Genomic DNA, 15,526 nt, shown 5'->3' with positions numbered 1-15,526 from the left:
GCCTTTTGCTCTAGCTATCTTTAAAAATAGATAAGCAAGTGAAACTATTTCTGCGAGTCGGGGTTCAAGTCCCTCTCCCGCTACCAGATATTTCTATTGTGTTGCAGGGTTCACCATTCCGAACGGCGATCAGCTCCCAATTTTCTCTGCACGCACTTGGCTCCAAATCGCAAAGCTAAAAATTGCTGTTCCACCCACGACATTTCCGATTAGCACCGGCAAAATGAATCCAAACACTGCGTCCGCCAAATCTGTTTTTTCGGCCAATACCAAGTATGCGACTTCAACGCTTCCTGCGACAACATGCGTGAAGCCGCACAGTGCGATGAGGTAGGTGAACGAGAGAATGACCCAAAAGGCACTTGTTGCAGTGGGTAATATCCAAACGATTGCGGCGATGAGTATACCCGCAGGGATACCCTTGACGAATGCGGTGAACGGCGGGTTGTGCGTAGCATGGAGCGAAATATCTGCAATTGCTTTATTTACCGCGTCGTCAAATATGCCAGCGTTTAGGATGACAAGTGCAGAGATGAATGCGCCTACGGTGTTTGCACCAAACACCAATCCCCACAAGCGCCCCAAACCCAGAAAGTTTTTTACGCTAGGATTTGCGTAAACTGGGACAACAGTGGTCATCGTGTTTTCAGTGAACAACTGCAGACGGCCAAGGATAACCAACAAGAAACCGAAGCTGTAGCCGATGTTCTCTATAAGCGGTCGCCATGCCTCGTCGGGAAGATGAACGCGAAAAACGGCCATGCCAATGAGTGAAAAGCTGATCATTATGCCGCCTGCGATCCCAGACCAAATCAAAGCACTTACAGGGCGCTCTAACTCTTCTTCACCGTCGCGTGCGATGATTTCGAAAACCAGACGTGAGGGAAGACGGCTCGCTTGTTGTACCGTTTGACGCTCTTTGATTTTCATTTCTTTTTCGAGTGCGACGCGATTGGAAAGAACCTTGCGTTTTTCAACATTCATCTAACTTTTGCGCCCCAACATGTACCAAAGGATTAGTCCAACCACAGGCAGAACTAGGATAACAACAATCCAAAGTGCTTTGGTTAGCGCGGTGGTGCCAGACTGAATGATTTTGATGATCGCCCAGATATCGAGTACTAGGACGATGAGGCCCAAAAGACCGCCAACTTCGATGCCCATGATTATATTCCTTTTTGTTTGGTTAAGTCATTGGCCGCAACATTTAGGTTTGCATTTTCAGGCAGCATGAGCTGACGGTGTGGGAACGGTATTTCAATTTCGGCGTCATCAAGAGCGTTTTTGACCGCCTCTAACACATTTAGTTTTACCGAATATACGTCATCGGTTGACGACCACCAGCGCGCCTTCAGGTTTACTGATGAAGCTGCAAGGTCAGATACACCTACATCCGGGTTTTTGAAGTCACTGACGCCTTCCACCGATTTAATGGCATCTATGATTACTTTTTTCGCTTTGGTGATGTCGGCTTCATAAGAAATGCCGAACTCGTAGTCAGTGCGAATTTTTGGATCGCGCGTCATAATAGTTATCGGGTTGGTGAAGATCTCGCCATTTGGGATCGACACGTCGCGTCCATCAAAAGTGTGAATCCAAGTGGAGCGAGTAGAGATTTCTTTGATTACCCCTTCATAACCATCAAATTCAATCCAGTCGCCCTCTGTGAATGGTCGGCGCAGTAGGATGATGAGGCCAGCAAGAAAGTTTTGTAAAATGTCGCGAAAGGCAAAACCAATAGCGACAGAGCCAACGCCGAGCACTTGGATCAGTTCGGCGGCGCCTACACTAGGGGCAACAATTGCGACAGAAATGAGCAAACCAACGAAAATGGTTGCCACGTGAGCAATGCGCCCTAGTGCAACCCCAACACTTTTGGCTGCACGAGCACCAACTATGCGGGACACGAGATCTTTGATGATTCTGGCCGCAACAAAGACCAAGGCAAAAACGATAAGCGCGATAAATATTTTGGGAAGCAGGGTGAAAAATCCGCCAATCATGCTGCCTACAGTATCAATTGAGTTGGTCGCGGCGTTAGTTAGCTGGTCAATCATTGCTCAGTTTTCCAATCTCCACAGTCTCGTGTTTGATTGAAAAACGCTTGGGGCGTTAAATGGTTCCAAATAGCAAAGAGCTTAGGTTGAATTTACCAGGGGAATGATGATTTCAGCTTCTAATCCATGATCTTTAAATGTGCGGATTATGGTGCCGCCCAGTTCACCTTGAATGTTGGCGTCAATCAGCTTTGTGCCGAACCCTTTTCTGTCAGTGGGCTTTTGTGCAGTTGGGCTTGCCTCTTCCCAAAATAGGCGGATAACCTTGTTATTTTTTTTCTTATAGAGCTGCCAAGAAACTTCTAATTTTCCATGAGGCTCGGCAACACCGCCATATTTAAGGGCATTGGTCGCAAGTTCATGGCAAGCCAAGCCAACTGCCTGTGTCGCCTTCTCATTTAATTCGACTTTGGGACCCTTCAGGGCACAATGCTCAAGGTCTTCGCCAAACACCTGTTTGAGTTCTGAGGAAAGCAATTGCTCAAGATCCGCTCGCGCCCACTTTGATCGGGTGAGGAGGTCCTGCGACGTCGCCATTGCGTGCAAACGCGCATTGAAACTCTCTAAGAACTCATTGATGTCTTGTGAATTGGCGCCGGTTTGACGTGCAATTGCGAGCACCCGTGCGATCGAATTTTTGATGCGATGGCGCATCTCCTGCAAGAGCATTTCTTTTTGGCCGAGTGCCTCTTCAACGACACGTTTGACTTCATGAGCTTGGCGAACCGCGTTTTGCTGCGCCAGCGTTGCGATGGCCAACGAACAAGCCAAAATGCCGGACAAGCTGCCTAAAACTAACGAACTCAAATGCGGGAATCCGTCATAAAATGAATCTGTTTCGTGTAGTTCGATTAACCAAGTGCGGCCACCGATCTTTAACTCTTTGGTGAGGTGACGTTGCGCTTCCTCGGGTGAAAAACTCGCTGCCTCGTAAAGTAGTTGACCCGAGTCCGTGGTGCGGAAGGCAACGGTTTGCATGTTTGGCTGATCAATGGCTGAAATGTGCAGATCGCCGGCGCGGAAGGGGGCGTACACAAACCCTTTTACATCTTCTCCGACTGAGTTTGGTGCATCGATTTGGCCGAAAGGGAGATATAGCAAAAAGCCTGCTTGTTTATGATTGGTGATTTCTTGAACCAATTCGACTGGCGCTGTGGCGGATAGTTCGCCAGTCCGAATGGCACGTTTCATCGCGGCGCGGCGGCGCTGTTCGTGATACATATCGAACCCAAGGGCGGTCTTATTGCGTTCATCTTGCGGTTCGAGCAGTACGATAGGGCTTCGTTGTTGCTCATTAGTATCGGGCCAAACTTTTCGCACCAATTCATAGTTGTCGAGCAGTTTTTGCTCAGATGTGCCTTCTTCGCCTACGTTGATGAACTGAGCATAGCCAATGCCCTGAACCCCGGCATGCTTGTTGACAATATCAATGCCGCGGACAAATCGCCGGAAGGCGACGCCGTCAACCAGACCCTGATTTGCATTGAGCAAGGAGCGGGTAGATAGCAATAGCGCAATGTGTTGATTGAGGCGCTGGCGTATATTATCCACTGCTTCGTTCGCGGCAAGTTCGAAGCGTTTGTTTTGTGTTTCTTGTTCCGCGTTGAATACAACTGCTGTCATGCTTAGCCCGAGGCTTGCAACAAGCGCGAATACCATTAGGGGCAAAAACTTTTTCATACGGCCCTCAAATTTTCCTTTTGACGCAAATCGCGCAATTGTTCCCGATATTTTAAACGCGTATCAGGGAGAATTGGATCACAAACATTTTTTTCGGAACAATTTTGTGAAGTCGTGCGTTGCTCTTTCAAACACGGAAAGGAGTTCTTTTCATGGACTGGAACCAAATTGAAGGTAAATGGACACAGCTTCAAGGCGACATTAAAAAGCAATGGGGCGCGTTGACGGATGACGATCTTGCTAAGATCGATGGTGATCGCGACAAGTTTGTTGGCAAACTGCAGGAGCGTTATGGCAAGGCACAAGCCGACATTGAAGACGAAATTCGTCTTTGGATGGCGAACTCGCGGTTGGACGAACATTAAGAGCCGCAGAAATATCTGAGTATCTGGGGTGCAGCAATTCATTGTTGCGCCCTTTTATGCGTTTGCCGGAAAAGTGAGCTTATAGGTGAAGCCGTCTATGCCATTTTCGGTTTCTGCATTTCCAGAAACCGCGGCCGGAACAATTCTTTCCAAAACTACACTGCCAAAGTGTTTCTCTGCATCTCGTGCGCTTTTCTTGTCGTTCGCTTCTTCGCGCCAGACAAAAGTAACTTCGTTTGCCCGATCGTCATGTGGGTGTTGTTCAAAGCAAATGCTGATCGCCTTGTTTTCAACCAAGAAGTTGCCATGATTTTTGGCGTTTGAAATCAGTTCATGTAGCGCCAATCCTAAATGCATAGTCGCATTTGGTGTGAGGATGGTGTCTTGACCATCAAATTGGATGAGTTGTTGAACGGACTGCGAAAACAAACTTTTCTGCCGTTCGACCAACGCCATGGCGCTGGAACCTTGCCAGTCATTCTGTGTAATCGCATCTTGCGAATTCGAGATGGCTTGAATTCGGCCACGAAACCGGTCGATAAATCGGTCCAAATTGTCTGAATGACGCGCGGTTTGAAAGGCGACGCTTTGTACCATAGCAAGTAGGTTCTTGGATCGATGAGAAACTTCTTTGAGTAGTGTGCGCAGCACATTCTCGCGTTGACGCTCTTTGGTCAGGTCTTTTACGGCGGTGAAAATTTCGCGGCCATTCTCGCGATCAAAAACCAATTCAATTGAAAAATGAAAAGTTGAGCCGCTGCGGGTTGTCCATTCAAACTCACAACTCTCACCTGTTTCAAGCAGGTTGGCCTTTTCGGCCTCTAAGCGTTTGCCAAGCGCCTCGCCAAACATGGCCTGATCGCTGGGTGGAACGTTGTCAGTTATTGACCATTGTTGGGGGACATTCGCCACATATTCATACTCAAACTTATCATTTTGCAGCATGACACAAATGCCGGTTCGCACCAGGGCAAAGGTGAGATAATCGAGTTTTTTGGTTGGGTCTTTCTGTTCTTTTTCCCAAGCAAGACTGTGACGAAGCATATCTACTCATTGTCGTTGTAGTAAAAAGGGGTGGCATTGAATGCCACCCGCTGTTTCTTGTTATTTAGTTCCTCTGCGGAATGCGCCTGTTATCAGTGAAATGACCAACATAGCCAAGAAAAGGAAAAACAGGATTTGTGCGATACCTGCAGAAGCGCCTGCGATGCCGGAGAAACCAAAGATGCCCGCGACAATCGCAACAGCTAGAAAAACCAATGTATAATAAAGCATCATACTCTCCTTTGTGATCTGTTGGTTAAACGCGGAAGAGGCGCTTTGGTTCCTAAAAAACTAGCTTCTTAGCTCATTGTCGAAGAACAGAGCTTGCGAGATCAGAGCTTTTACGGTTTCTTCGCGGAAAGGCTTGGTGACCAAGAACGTTGGTTCTGGGCGTTCGCCTGTCAGCAAGCGCTCTGGGTAAGCAGTGATGAAGATGACGGGCAGATCGTCCTGCGTCAAAATCTCATTAACCGCGTCAATGCCAGAGCTGCCGTCAGCCAGTTGAATATCGGCGAGTACGATGCCCGGTTTTTTGCGGCTATACAGGGTGCGCGCTTCGTCGTGTGTGCGGGCGATGCCCGTTACGCTGTGACCCAAGCCCTCAACCATCTGCTCAATGTCCATCGCGATCAGTGGCTCATCTTCGATAATCATGACATTGGTTGCCACTTGGCGGGCGATTTCTTGGTGGGCTTGATCAAGGACGTTGGTCACTTCGTCCTTTTCAAGATCAAGGATTTCAGCAACCTGATCATGGTCGAAGTCTTCAACGCTATTTAGAAGAAACGCGTTGCGCGCCTTGGTGGAAATGCCGGCCAGTTTGTTGGCGGCACGCTTTTCCCATCCATAAGGGCTTTCAATTTCTTTGATATCAACTTGAGATGTTTCTACCAGTTTGCAGAACAGTTTATATAAGCCAACTTTGTCGCTTGACGTTGTTGGGAAAGAGTTCACGTCTTCAATGAGTGTTTCCAGTGCGAGCGCAACATAAGTATCGCCTGAAGATTGCGAGCCTGTTGTTGCCCGTGCGAACCTGCGAAGATACGGCAAATGTGCCGCAATGCGGGTAGAAAGTGACATAAAATTCTCCATAGACCAACGGGTCAGATGAAGTGGTAACGTTGGCGGACGAAAATAGTTCCATTTTTTTTGGAACTTTTTTTCAGATGATGCGTTTTAATAGAAATAGGCGCAATATTTGATTACGGAAACGATTTATGAACGACACCCCAAAAATGAACGGAGCTGCACATGGGGCGCACTCAGCGACACCAAGTGATAGCTCCGAACACATCTCCAAAAAGCTTCGCGAGCTGTACGACTCGGTGGCAGACGAAGGCGTGTCAGATCGATTTTTGGATCTCCTGGAACGGTTGGACCAGGCAGAAAAGGAGTCAGGCCCTGAAGGAGAATCGTCATGAGTTCGGAAAAACCGGAGCGTGATGAGTTCAAGCGCGAGCTTTTGAGGATGTTGCCTAATCTGCGTGGTTTCGCCGTGTCGCTGGTGGGAAGTCAAGATCGTGCCGACGATTTGGTCCAAGACACGATCATGAAAGCTTGGGGCAATAAGTCGAGATTTGAGCCGGGCACCAATATGAAGGCTTGGTTATTTACTATCCTGCGCAATGAATTTTATTCGCAAATGCGTAAAAAAGGTCGCGAAGTGCAAGACAGTGAAGGTGTGCATACTGAATCGCTTTCGAGCCATCCTGCGCAGCTTGGAAATATGGACTTAAAGGATTTTCAAAAAGCACTGGCAAAGTTGCCAGACGATCAACGTGAAGCCATTGTTTTGGTTGGCGCCTCTGGCATGTCCTACGAGGAAGCAAGCGAAGTTTGTGGTTGTGCCGTAGGTACCATCAAGAGCAGAGTTAATCGGGCACGTGAACGCTTGAAAGACCTGCTTGAGGTTTCAGGACATCATGAGTTTGGGCCTGATGCCACCAATGCTGCCATCACCAAACAACCGCTGACACTGTGAGCCGCGCTGCGCTGGAAAAATCATGAATTTCGCTGTCCTTCTCAATCGCGATGGTGGCACACTAAAAACAATGGATGTGGACGTTTTCGGTCAACAAGCGCAAGCTTTACTGATCGAAAGCGGTCATGTCGCTGCTATTCATATAGTGTCCGGAGATGAGCTTTCAGCGCGTGTCGACTACATAATTGGCGACACATCAATCGACGCAATTGTTGTTGGGGGCGGTGATGGAACGGTTTCGTTTGTTGCTGGCAAAGTTTGGCGGGCAAAAAAACAACTCGCCGTTTTGCCGGCTGGCACCATGAACCTTTTTGCTCGTTCTATCGGCATGTCGCTCGACTTAGACTTGGCCGTCGCACAAATTGCCAATGGTACCAGGTCAAAAGTTGATACAGCGACTGCCAACGGACAGCCTTTTTTACATCAATTTGCCCTTGGCATTCAGCCGCGTGTTGTTCAGCAGCGCGATGAGTTGGAACATAGGTCGCGCTTCGGCAAAGTATTTGCCGGGATTTCGACTTTTCTGTCGACCATCGTGCAACCACCCAAACTGACAATTAAGCTTGAACATGACCATGGCGTTTTGTCCGAGAAAGTCAGTTTGCTTTGTGTGACGAACAATTTATATGGTCGCGGTCACATTCCTCATGCCGATAGGCTGGATGATGGCAAGATCGGCATCTATTGGGCGCAGCCGCTCACTACACGCGAGTTTTTGAAGCTCACGTCTGACTTGCTGCTCGGCATTTGGGAAAACAATCCAAATCTCACTGAAATTGTCACAACAAAGGCTGTCTTGTATATGCCGCGCGTGAACAAAAAAATGCGCGCGACGATCGATGGCGAGTTGGTGCCGTTAGAGCGCAAGACGGTGTTCGCGTTGGATCGGCAATCCCTCAATGTGATCAAACCGGAATAGTTGAAACATTTTTCTTTTCTGACGGTTTGTTCGTTTCGGCAAAAGAAAAACCCGCCAGCAACACAGCATGACGGGCTTTTCAGGGGGACGAGGGTGATCGTTATTATTCGCTAATTGTAGCGCGCAGCATCCAAAGTGCCTTTTCGTGGAAGGTGAGGCGTGCGGTTAGCAAGTCTTCTGTGACCATGTCTTTACCGTCGCCAGCCGCTTCAGCAGCGCTGCGCATTTTACGGGCAATTGCCTCATGCTCTTCAATCAGGTCCTCAACCATTTCTTTGGCTGAGCAATTGTCCAGCTCTTTGGTTTGTGGCGCAAAATTCGAAGCGTCAGACATCACAAACGGTGCCGTGTGGCCAATCGCGCGAATACGCTCTGCCAACACGTCAATGGCTGCGAAGAGATCTTGGTAGTGTTCTTCTGTTAGTTCGTGCAAAGGCTTAAACAGCGGACCAACCACATTCCAGTGATAAACATGGCTTTTGATCATCAACTTGTAGCTGTCGATTAGAACATCAGACAGTTGTTCGGCAATCTGTTTTTGATAACTTTTATCAAGACCTGTTTTGGTGTTTTCGTTCTTGGGTTCGGCGCGCATTATGTTTGCAACGGTACTCATGAGAGCTCCTTAAATATCTGATTTGCGTTATACATTTTCGCTTTCATATGGTTCATTTAGTCAACGGTTGAGGCCAGATTTGGTTCCAATGTTCATTGCAGTTTTTGATGGCTTTGATGCAAGTTGCAAAAGATGCATCGCCCGATGATGAGAGATGGGACGGCGACTAAACCGCCAAGTGGACCCCAAGCCCAAATCCAAAATGTGATGGACAAAAATACAAGGAATGGGTTCAGCGTCATTGCGCGCCCAATCAGCATCGGCGTGATGAATTGCGATTCAACGAAGTTGATGGTGAGATAGGTTATTGCGGGCAAAAGTGCAGCGTTGCCGGTGTCGAAGGTTAGAAGTCCGACGCCCACCATAGCCGCCAGCATGAGCGCTGGACCGACATAGGTGATGTAATTCAGTAGCCCTGCGAGAATGCCCCACATCAAGGCACCAGGAATACCGATGAGCCAAAGCGCGGTGGCGACCACAAGTGCAACACAAATATTGATTAGCGTGATCGAGAGAAGGTAGCGCGAAACATTGTGCTCGACATCTTTAAAGATGCGCGCACCGCGATAGCCTGCGTTCAACACAATGAGGTTGCGCACGACAGAATCTTTGATTTGTTTTCGGGTAGCGACGAAGAAAAACAAACTCGCCAAAAACATAAGTAGCTGCGCCAAAACAACTGGCGCGATGGTGAACACATTGGTGATTGCTGAACCTTCGTCTACCTGAACCACCACATCCGCATCGTTTTGTACGACGCCATCGATCCGCTCGCGAATGCCTTCCAAGGCTGAAAGAATGCCTTCCCAATCGGCAAATAGTTGCTGCAAACGTGACCAAAGCAAGGGCAATTTTGCAACCCATCCCGAAAGCGGGATCACAATTGCTGATAGAATGGCAATGATGATGAAGAAGAAGCAAAATACAACAGCTAAGCTGGATAACCAGGCCGGTGCGCCAAACTTTTCCAGTCGGTCGGAAACAGGCCCAAACATCAAGCCAATAATCACGGACATGAAAACCGGCGCAATGATGAGCTGCGCGGAAACAATGATTGTTGAACTACAAAGGACAATCAGCAGCGCGGCCAAAATTGCCAGCATGAACTGGTAGGTCGTTGTCAGATTTGGATGGAGCTGGCGCATTTGTCAAACTGCGGGTGAGCTGAAAGTGGGTTCTGACCACTAGGGAGTAGAACCCATTTCAGTTTATTGCGCGAGCCGCTTAGGTTGCGGCTTTCTTGGTGATTTTTGCGTAAGCGCCAACCCAGCGATTGCGATCAAAGGCGCCAATGTGGCTTTTGACTTTGTTGCCGCGCTAATGGCGGTGAAGATCAAGCTGTTGATCGCTTGTGTTTGTAATTGCTGCTGCTCAACCTTGCGTCTTTGGTCGCGAAGATAGCGAAAAAGAACCACTAGAATTGTGGTGAGGCTAGCAATGGCAGCTATACTGAGTGATGCGATGACAGCGTTGGTTTGCTCGACAATGCCGTACCAGGCGGCGAACAGAAGCGCCAAATATGCTGTGGTGCCAGAAATCAATGCAATGACCAGCAAAAGCGAGTTGGTTTGGACACGGCTCGTAATGGTGCCTACGAGCCGGTCCAAAGGTGAAGAGTGAGCTTTCTTATTCACCTGCATGGTCATTATCCACGTGCCAACAAGGCGATTGCAGCACCAGCACCCAGAGCAATGGCCACAGATTTCAACGGCTGTTCTTTGATGAGGTTTTCAACTTTTGCCAATTCTTGTGCTGCCTCATCAGCCGTTTTCTGGCTGGTTTCGGCAATGGCTTCTTGAGCCGTTTCAACAATACCTGGCTGATTATCTGAGCCGTTAACGGCTTTTAGAAGCGCGTGTACGTCGCTTTGCAAACTCTCGATTTGCTTTTCGAGATTTTCAACGACATCTGGTTGGTTCTTGGTGTTTGAACTACGTTTGTTTGATGTACGAGTTGCCATGATTAATCTCCTTTTGTCTGATAGTTAAACGTTTGAAAAACAAGAAAGTTCCAAAGAAAAAGGGCGCTCTTGCGAACGCCCTTTGTGGTGATAAATGATGTCATCAATTACTTGATGATGTATGCATCTGGATCAGCTTTGTAAGCTTCAGCATCGTAAGTTGTGCTGTTTTCCAGTTCCGCCTTTGTGAAATCAGAACGCACCATCAGGTTTGCATCTGCATCTTGATAGATGTGAATGCGGCTATTGCTCAAAGCAACCGGCTTTTCGCCAAGGCCAAGGAAACCGCCAACATCAACGATATAGGCTGTTACTTCGCCTTTTTCCGTGAGCAAAACGTCGCCGATTTCGCCGATATCATCATTGTTTGGGTCCTTAACACGTGTGCCGATCAGCGCGTCTGCACTTAGGTCTTCATATGCAACTTGCATCATGTTTGAATGTTCCCAATCCCATGACTTCAACACATCAAGACGTTTTTTGCCTTCTTCGGTCCACGAGAATTGGAATGGCTGATATTTATCGTCGTCGTTCAGCGCGTCACGGTTAAACTCGGCCGCTGCTTCCAATTGTGCTTTGGTCATGTTGGTGATGACAACGCGTTCGCCGTCACGTTCAACCCAATCCACTTGCTCAATTGAAAGGGCAACTTCTTTTTCGCCCATGCCAAGGAAGCCGCCGACACCAACAATAACCCATTCAGCATTACCGTTTTGGTCCATCACGACATCATTGATGTCACCGACGCTCTTAGCGTCTGCATCAGCAGAGGTGTAAACTTTCTTGCCAAGGAGGTTTGAAGCCAGCACAGCTTGACCGCTCATTGTAAGCTTTGTTTCCGTTGACGAAGCCATGGCAGCAGAAACTGAAGAAGTCACAACTGCATTGTCAATTTTTGCATCACCATTGCTATCTGTTGCTATGCTTGGTGTCTCAACTTCAGAGCTGACACTCGTTTCGACATCAAGATTTGAGCTTGCGTTTGTGTTATCGCTGGACACTTCCACGTCTGTTTGAGTTGATGAGTTCAGATCTGTGGAAACGGTGTTGTTGTCTGCAATCGCTGAGCTAGTCAAAAGTGCAAACAAAGCTGTTGTTGTAAGAAGGTTCTTTTTCATTTTTTTCTCCTTTTTACGATTCCGCCATTGGCGTTTGATAACTCAATAAACGGTAACCGGTTATTTTGGTTCCATGTGTAGTGAGAATATTTTTCTTAGATGCGGCCAAACAAAAGCAGCAGTAAGAAAATGGTCAGGAAAAGTCCCAATACGCTGACTGGGCGATAGCCCCAGCCGCGCGCGTATGGCCATGCAGGGGCGACGCCAACAACTGAAATGATCAGCAGTATTAGGATCAGAGTGGTTAGGCCCATTTTTCATTCCTTTCATTTCCCGCGGTCTTCTTAAATCTTCGCGGGGTTCGAAATAGAAACGAATGAACGAGCAGAAGGTTCCATTAATATCTATTAAGTATTTGAAATAAATAAAAAAACCCGCAACTCATGTTGCGGGTTGAAAGTTGTGTTTACAGTCTGCCGGTTATCGCTCGATACGGAGGACATAGCGCGTAACCGACAATTTTGTACTTCATTATTCGCTCGGTGTTGGGAGGTCAGGTACACTGAGTTCAATCGAAACGCTTTCTTGTGGGGTAAAGAAGCCGGAGAAAGTGAGGTAGCCAAAAAGCAACAATGCTGCGATGGCGATCACGGCAACGAACCAGCCAGCTGATCCATCTTTTGTTACCACTACCGTGTCTTTTCTGTCAGACATTTTGCATTTCCTTTCGTTTGTGTCAGTGAAACGCATCTGGTCAAGAAAAGGTTCCAAGGATATGGTCAAAATTTCAGTGGATGCGAAACTAGCCTTACGGTTTTAACTAAGTACAAAGTGTATGACGGGCCTTGATTGGAGCTTTTTCGTTGGCGAACGTATAGATTGCTGAGGACACATTTCAGCAAGAAGTTGCTGCCAGGGACCTCATAAATCCGCGTTTTTTTTGAAACAATTGTCTGATTGTTGTGAGCAGAGTTTGGTTTTGTTGCTCCTTAGCTTCAATGTTTGGACTTTTTGAATTCGCACGCTGTTTCCGATTGCAGAAATTGGACGGATATTCTGAGATCGGCGATCTATAGCTGGTTGGGTGAAAGGCAAACTTCCAAATCTACCGGTGCGCCTCAGAAATGTGGACTAACCAATCGGAAAATAGGTTTAAAAAGTAAGTAAGTGAATCATAATCCGCGTGTCGGGGGTTCAAGTCCCTCTCCCGCTACCAAAATTTTCGTTACATTGCAGGTTGTTAGTTGCGACAACGATTTCGTAAGTTTGAGCAATGGCTGAGTTGTAGTGCGATCTTGTATTGGCCGCCGTAAGTTCGCTCTTGTTAGTTCTAGTCAAATTACATATGATTTTTAATATGTAATTTGGAGGCGAAGATGATCACGAGGCGTGGAGTAATAAAGGCGGGACTTGCTGGTGCTGCAATGATTGGGTTTCCGGGGGTGACCAGGGCACAAGTGAACACCACAATTGTGAACGGTGAATCAAAACTGCACGTCATCAATGATGGGTTTATGCAATTGCCGATGGGGTTTGTGTTTGGCAATGCGCCGGAAGAGGAATTGAAGGCTTTGTTGGCAACCAATCAACTTGCTTTGGATGCGGTGGCGCCACCCTGTAATGTGACGGTATTGGAAAACGAAACGGGTTTGGTTGTTTTCGACGTTGGCGGGGGAACGAATTTTTTGCCTAGCCTTGGTGGGTTTTTCGATGCTTTTGTCGAGGCAGGATTTGAGCCGGATCAGGTGACAGATGTTGTGTTTACGCATGCTCATCCAGATCACTTATGGGGAATTATTGACGACTTTGACGAGATAATTTTCCCAAACGCTCAATATCATATTGCACAGAAAGAGTTTGATTTTTGGATGGCGGACGACACGCTGTCCAAGATGTCGCCGGAGCGTCAATCGTTCGCGGTTGGTGCGAAGAACCGCTTAACTGAACTGGCAGAGCAGTTCAGCTTTTTTGCATTTGGGGATGAGATTTTGCCAAATGTTGAGGCAGTGGACACGAGTGGGCATACGGTTGGGCATACAGCATTTGCCGTGCATGGTGAAACGCCAACGATGATTGTTGGTGATGCGTTGACGCACCCCATAATTTCATTTGAGAAGCCGCATTGGCCCACCGGTTCAGATCATGACATGGATAAAGGCATTGCAACCCGCAAGGCACTGTTGGATCGCCTATCGAGCGACCAAATGCAAATTATCGGCTACCACCTAACGAACAACGGGGTCGGTCGCGTGGAGCGCAATGTCGATGCTTACCGCTTTGTTGCAGGTTGAAAGCGCTAAGAGGCGTTAAACTGAAATGCACGATCGCCGAGCAGATAAGCCAAGCCAATACGTGCGCCGATAGCAATCGAGATGATGACGATTGGCGCACTGATCGTCATCAATGATGCCGCGCTTAATCCTTGGCCGATGGTGCAGCCAAGCGCAAGAACACCGCCAAAGCCCATAAATGCCGCTCCAGCAATATGACGTCCAAGTTCACGTGCATCATCACACGCTTCCCAGCGCACGGATTTTTGTTTCAATGCACCAAGCGCTGCGCCCAAGATAGTGCCGAAAACCAAACCAACGCCATAGTCTGGGCCGACGCCTGTATTGGCGACAAACTGTAAAATTCCATCGCCGAGCGGCAACACAAAGCTCGCTGATTCCAGCTGTACAGGCGAGAAGGACTGCTGTTGAAAATAAGCTGTGATGATCCAGCCTGCAGCAATTGCAACTCCAACAATTAGCCCGGTCAGCTGCCCCTTGGCGTTTTGACGAAAGTCTTTTGATTTGAAAATCCAGAACGCGCCAGCGACGATAAGAAGGGCGATTGTTGGGATACTCGCCCAAGCCCCTACGCCCGCAGAAACTAGTGTTGGAATTGATTGGTTGGCCGCAAAACTGAGATCAACGCTGAAATTGCCTTCAATGAATGTGCGAATAGGGGACAGCAGGCCCCTGCTGGTTGCCAGTGCTGTAATGCCGATGACTAAGAACGCCACAAATCCCTTTAGGCTGCCGCCACCTAAACGGATGAGGGCACCGAACCCGCATGTGCCAACAAGCGCCATGCCAATGCCAAACAAAAGGCCGCCAACAATGTGAGCGCCAAGTGCAAGATTTGTTGTGAGATAGAAGCTGGAAGAGAGATCAACGATGCCGAATTGAATCGCGATTTGGCTTAGTAACGCGGCAACCAATGCCGCCAAGGCCCATGTGCGCAAGCCAGACGCATCGCCCGAATACCAAGCTTTCTCAAATGCTGATAGTGTGCAAAACACATTCACACGCGCAACAAATCCAAGTGCAATGCCCACAGCAACTCCTGCCAATGGCAGGCCAAAATCGGCTTCGATCATCGCCATTCCTCTCCGTATCCCCTGGGCGCATCATAAGGCGCAAATCTGCCAAATGACAAATCAGGTTTTCAAAGAGCCGTTCAAAACGGAAGTTTTGTGGAGGTTATTCGTCGGTATTATCTTGCTTTTCATCAGCACAAAATAGCTCGTAGAGCTGAGCGATGATTGCTGAGACTTCGTTGTTCGCAATAGAATAATAAATGGTGCGACCTTCGCGGCGCGTGTTGACCAACTTGTCAAATCTTAGCCGAGCAAGCAGCTGCGAAACGGAGGCTTGCGGCATAGACATAATACGCTCGAGATCAGAAACCGACTTTTCGCCTTCCGATAGAATGCACAAAATTAGCATGCGCGACTCATGGGACAGCGCTTTGAGCAAATCGCTTGCTTTACGAGCTTGTTCCATCATGTCGCGGACTTCTTCAGGAGAAGAGTTTTCGCTAAGTTTTGGCAATGCCATAGTGGTTACGAGTGCCTATTGT

The 15,526-nt window shown here is 48.1% G+C and carries 20 protein-coding genes and 1 pseudogene; 5 read left to right on the top strand and 16 right to left on the bottom strand.

Going from position 1 to position 15,526, the window contains the following annotated elements:
• Nucleotides 1–129 precede the first annotated feature (129 nt).
• From QQL65_RS01010 to QQL65_RS00995, 4 genes are all read right to left on the bottom strand, one after another.
• Nucleotides 130–984: a formate/nitrite transporter family protein gene (locus QQL65_RS01010; protein WP_284361133.1), complete on the bottom strand. Its 855-nt coding sequence runs from the start codon at nucleotides 982–984 to the stop codon at nucleotides 130–132.
• Nucleotides 985–1,164, bottom strand: a complete 180-nt coding sequence (locus QQL65_RS01005) for a PLDc N-terminal domain-containing protein (RefSeq protein ID WP_284361132.1) — start codon at nucleotides 1,162–1,164, stop codon at nucleotides 985–987. It lies immediately after the preceding gene.
• Nucleotides 1,165–1,166: 2 nt separating this feature from the next.
• Entirely contained in the window at nucleotides 1,167–2,057 is an 891-nt protein-coding gene (locus QQL65_RS01000; RefSeq protein WP_284361131.1) for a mechanosensitive ion channel family protein, read from the bottom strand.
• 81 nt (nucleotides 2,058–2,138) lie between these two features.
• The gene (locus QQL65_RS00995) at nucleotides 2,139–3,737 is read right to left on the bottom strand and encodes a CHASE domain-containing protein (protein WP_284361130.1); all 1,599 of its coding nucleotides are present in this window, start codon (nucleotides 3,735–3,737) and stop codon (nucleotides 2,139–2,141) included.
• Between the two features lie 152 nt (nucleotides 3,738–3,889).
• On the opposite strand from QQL65_RS00995, the gene QQL65_RS00990 reads away from it, so the two are divergent.
• The gene (locus QQL65_RS00990) at nucleotides 3,890–4,102 is read left to right on the top strand and encodes a CsbD family protein (RefSeq protein ID WP_284361128.1); all 213 of its coding nucleotides are present in this window, start codon (nucleotides 3,890–3,892) and stop codon (nucleotides 4,100–4,102) included.
• A gap of 54 nt (nucleotides 4,103–4,156) precedes the next feature.
• Here the strand turns inward: QQL65_RS00990 and QQL65_RS00985 are convergent, their stop codons facing one another.
• From QQL65_RS00985 to QQL65_RS00975, 3 genes are read right to left on the bottom strand one after another with little or no spacing between them, the layout of a single operon-like run.
• Nucleotides 4,157–5,146, bottom strand: coding sequence for a sensor histidine kinase (locus tag QQL65_RS00985; RefSeq protein ID WP_284361126.1), 990 nt, complete (start codon nucleotides 5,144–5,146; stop codon nucleotides 4,157–4,159).
• A gap of 60 nt (nucleotides 5,147–5,206) precedes the next feature.
• A complete protein-coding gene (locus QQL65_RS00980) occupies nucleotides 5,207–5,377 on the bottom strand; it encodes a DUF1328 domain-containing protein (RefSeq protein WP_284362050.1) in 171 nt (56 codons plus the stop codon).
• Nucleotides 5,378–5,437: 60 nt separating this feature from the next.
• Nucleotides 5,438–6,226 (bottom strand): response regulator, encoded by a 789-nt coding sequence (locus QQL65_RS00975; protein ID WP_284361124.1) that lies wholly within the window; start codon nucleotides 6,224–6,226, stop codon nucleotides 5,438–5,440.
• A 221-nt stretch (nucleotides 6,227–6,447) separates the two neighbouring features.
• Between QQL65_RS00975 and QQL65_RS00970 the strand changes: the two are divergent.
• From QQL65_RS00970 to QQL65_RS00960, 3 genes and pseudogenes are all read left to right on the top strand, one after another.
• A pseudogene (locus QQL65_RS00970) lies at nucleotides 6,448–6,567 on the top strand (NepR family anti-sigma factor); the annotation flags it as partial.
• Nucleotides 6,564–7,127 carry a sigma-70 family RNA polymerase sigma factor gene (locus tag QQL65_RS00965; protein ID WP_284361122.1) on the top strand — a complete coding sequence of 188 codons (564 nt, stop codon included), beginning with the start codon at nucleotides 6,564–6,566 and terminating at the stop codon, nucleotides 7,125–7,127. The pseudogene QQL65_RS00970 and the gene QQL65_RS00965, both read left to right, overlap by 4 nt.
• A gap of 22 nt (nucleotides 7,128–7,149) precedes the next feature.
• The gene (locus tag QQL65_RS00960; RefSeq protein ID WP_284361121.1) at nucleotides 7,150–8,046 is read left to right on the top strand and encodes a diacylglycerol/lipid kinase family protein; all 897 of its coding nucleotides are present in this window, start codon (nucleotides 7,150–7,152) and stop codon (nucleotides 8,044–8,046) included.
• Nucleotides 8,047–8,149: 103 nt separating this feature from the next.
• Here the strand turns inward: QQL65_RS00960 and QQL65_RS00955 are convergent, their stop codons facing one another.
• The 7 genes from QQL65_RS00955 to QQL65_RS00925 all read right to left on the bottom strand — a co-directional run bounded on the left by QQL65_RS00955 (nucleotide 8,150) and on the right by QQL65_RS00925 (nucleotide 12,394).
• Nucleotides 8,150–8,662 carry a Dps family protein gene (locus QQL65_RS00955; protein ID WP_284361118.1) on the bottom strand — a complete coding sequence of 171 codons (513 nt, stop codon included), beginning with the start codon at nucleotides 8,660–8,662 and terminating at the stop codon, nucleotides 8,150–8,152.
• 92 nt (nucleotides 8,663–8,754) lie between these two features.
• A complete protein-coding gene (locus QQL65_RS00950) occupies nucleotides 8,755–9,807 on the bottom strand; it encodes an AI-2E family transporter (protein ID WP_284361115.1) in 1,053 nt (350 codons plus the stop codon).
• 63 nt (nucleotides 9,808–9,870) lie between these two features.
• Entirely contained in the window at nucleotides 9,871–10,302 is a 432-nt protein-coding gene (locus tag QQL65_RS00945) for a hypothetical protein (protein WP_284361114.1), read from the bottom strand.
• 5 nt (nucleotides 10,303–10,307) lie between these two features.
• Nucleotides 10,308–10,622, bottom strand: coding sequence for a hypothetical protein (locus QQL65_RS00940; protein ID WP_284361110.1), 315 nt, complete (start codon nucleotides 10,620–10,622; stop codon nucleotides 10,308–10,310).
• Nucleotides 10,623–10,729: 107 nt separating this feature from the next.
• A complete protein-coding gene (locus tag QQL65_RS00935; RefSeq protein WP_284361106.1) occupies nucleotides 10,730–11,740 on the bottom strand; it encodes a PRC-barrel domain-containing protein in 1,011 nt (336 codons plus the stop codon).
• Between the two features lie 95 nt (nucleotides 11,741–11,835).
• Nucleotides 11,836–11,994 carry a DUF3309 family protein gene (locus QQL65_RS00930; RefSeq protein ID WP_284361103.1) on the bottom strand — a complete coding sequence of 53 codons (159 nt, stop codon included), beginning with the start codon at nucleotides 11,992–11,994 and terminating at the stop codon, nucleotides 11,836–11,838.
• A 217-nt stretch (nucleotides 11,995–12,211) separates the two neighbouring features.
• On the bottom strand, nucleotides 12,212–12,394 hold the full coding sequence (locus QQL65_RS00925; protein ID WP_284361100.1) for a hypothetical protein: 183 nt from the start codon (nucleotides 12,392–12,394) through the stop codon (nucleotides 12,212–12,214).
• A 662-nt stretch (nucleotides 12,395–13,056) separates the two neighbouring features.
• Between QQL65_RS00925 and QQL65_RS00920 the strand changes: the two genes are divergently transcribed.
• A complete protein-coding gene (locus QQL65_RS00920; protein WP_284361096.1) occupies nucleotides 13,057–13,971 on the top strand; it encodes an MBL fold metallo-hydrolase in 915 nt (304 codons plus the stop codon).
• Nucleotides 13,972–13,976: 5 nt separating this feature from the next.
• On the opposite strand, the gene QQL65_RS00915 is transcribed toward QQL65_RS00920, so the two are convergent.
• Nucleotides 13,977–15,044, bottom strand: coding sequence for a YeeE/YedE family protein (locus tag QQL65_RS00915; protein WP_348529115.1), 1,068 nt, complete (start codon nucleotides 15,042–15,044; stop codon nucleotides 13,977–13,979).
• Between the two features lie 103 nt (nucleotides 15,045–15,147).
• On the bottom strand, nucleotides 15,148–15,504 hold the full coding sequence (locus tag QQL65_RS00910; RefSeq protein WP_284361091.1) for an ArsR/SmtB family transcription factor: 357 nt from the start codon (nucleotides 15,502–15,504) through the stop codon (nucleotides 15,148–15,150).
• Nucleotides 15,505–15,526 lie beyond the last annotated feature (22 nt).

The sequence above is a fragment of the Maritalea porphyrae genome, assembly GCF_030159895.1.
Taxonomy (GTDB): domain Bacteria; phylum Pseudomonadota; class Alphaproteobacteria; order Rhizobiales; family Devosiaceae; genus Maritalea; species Maritalea porphyrae.
The sequence above is the reverse complement of the archived record's forward strand: the minus strand, read 5'-3'. Positions and strand labels throughout refer to the sequence as shown.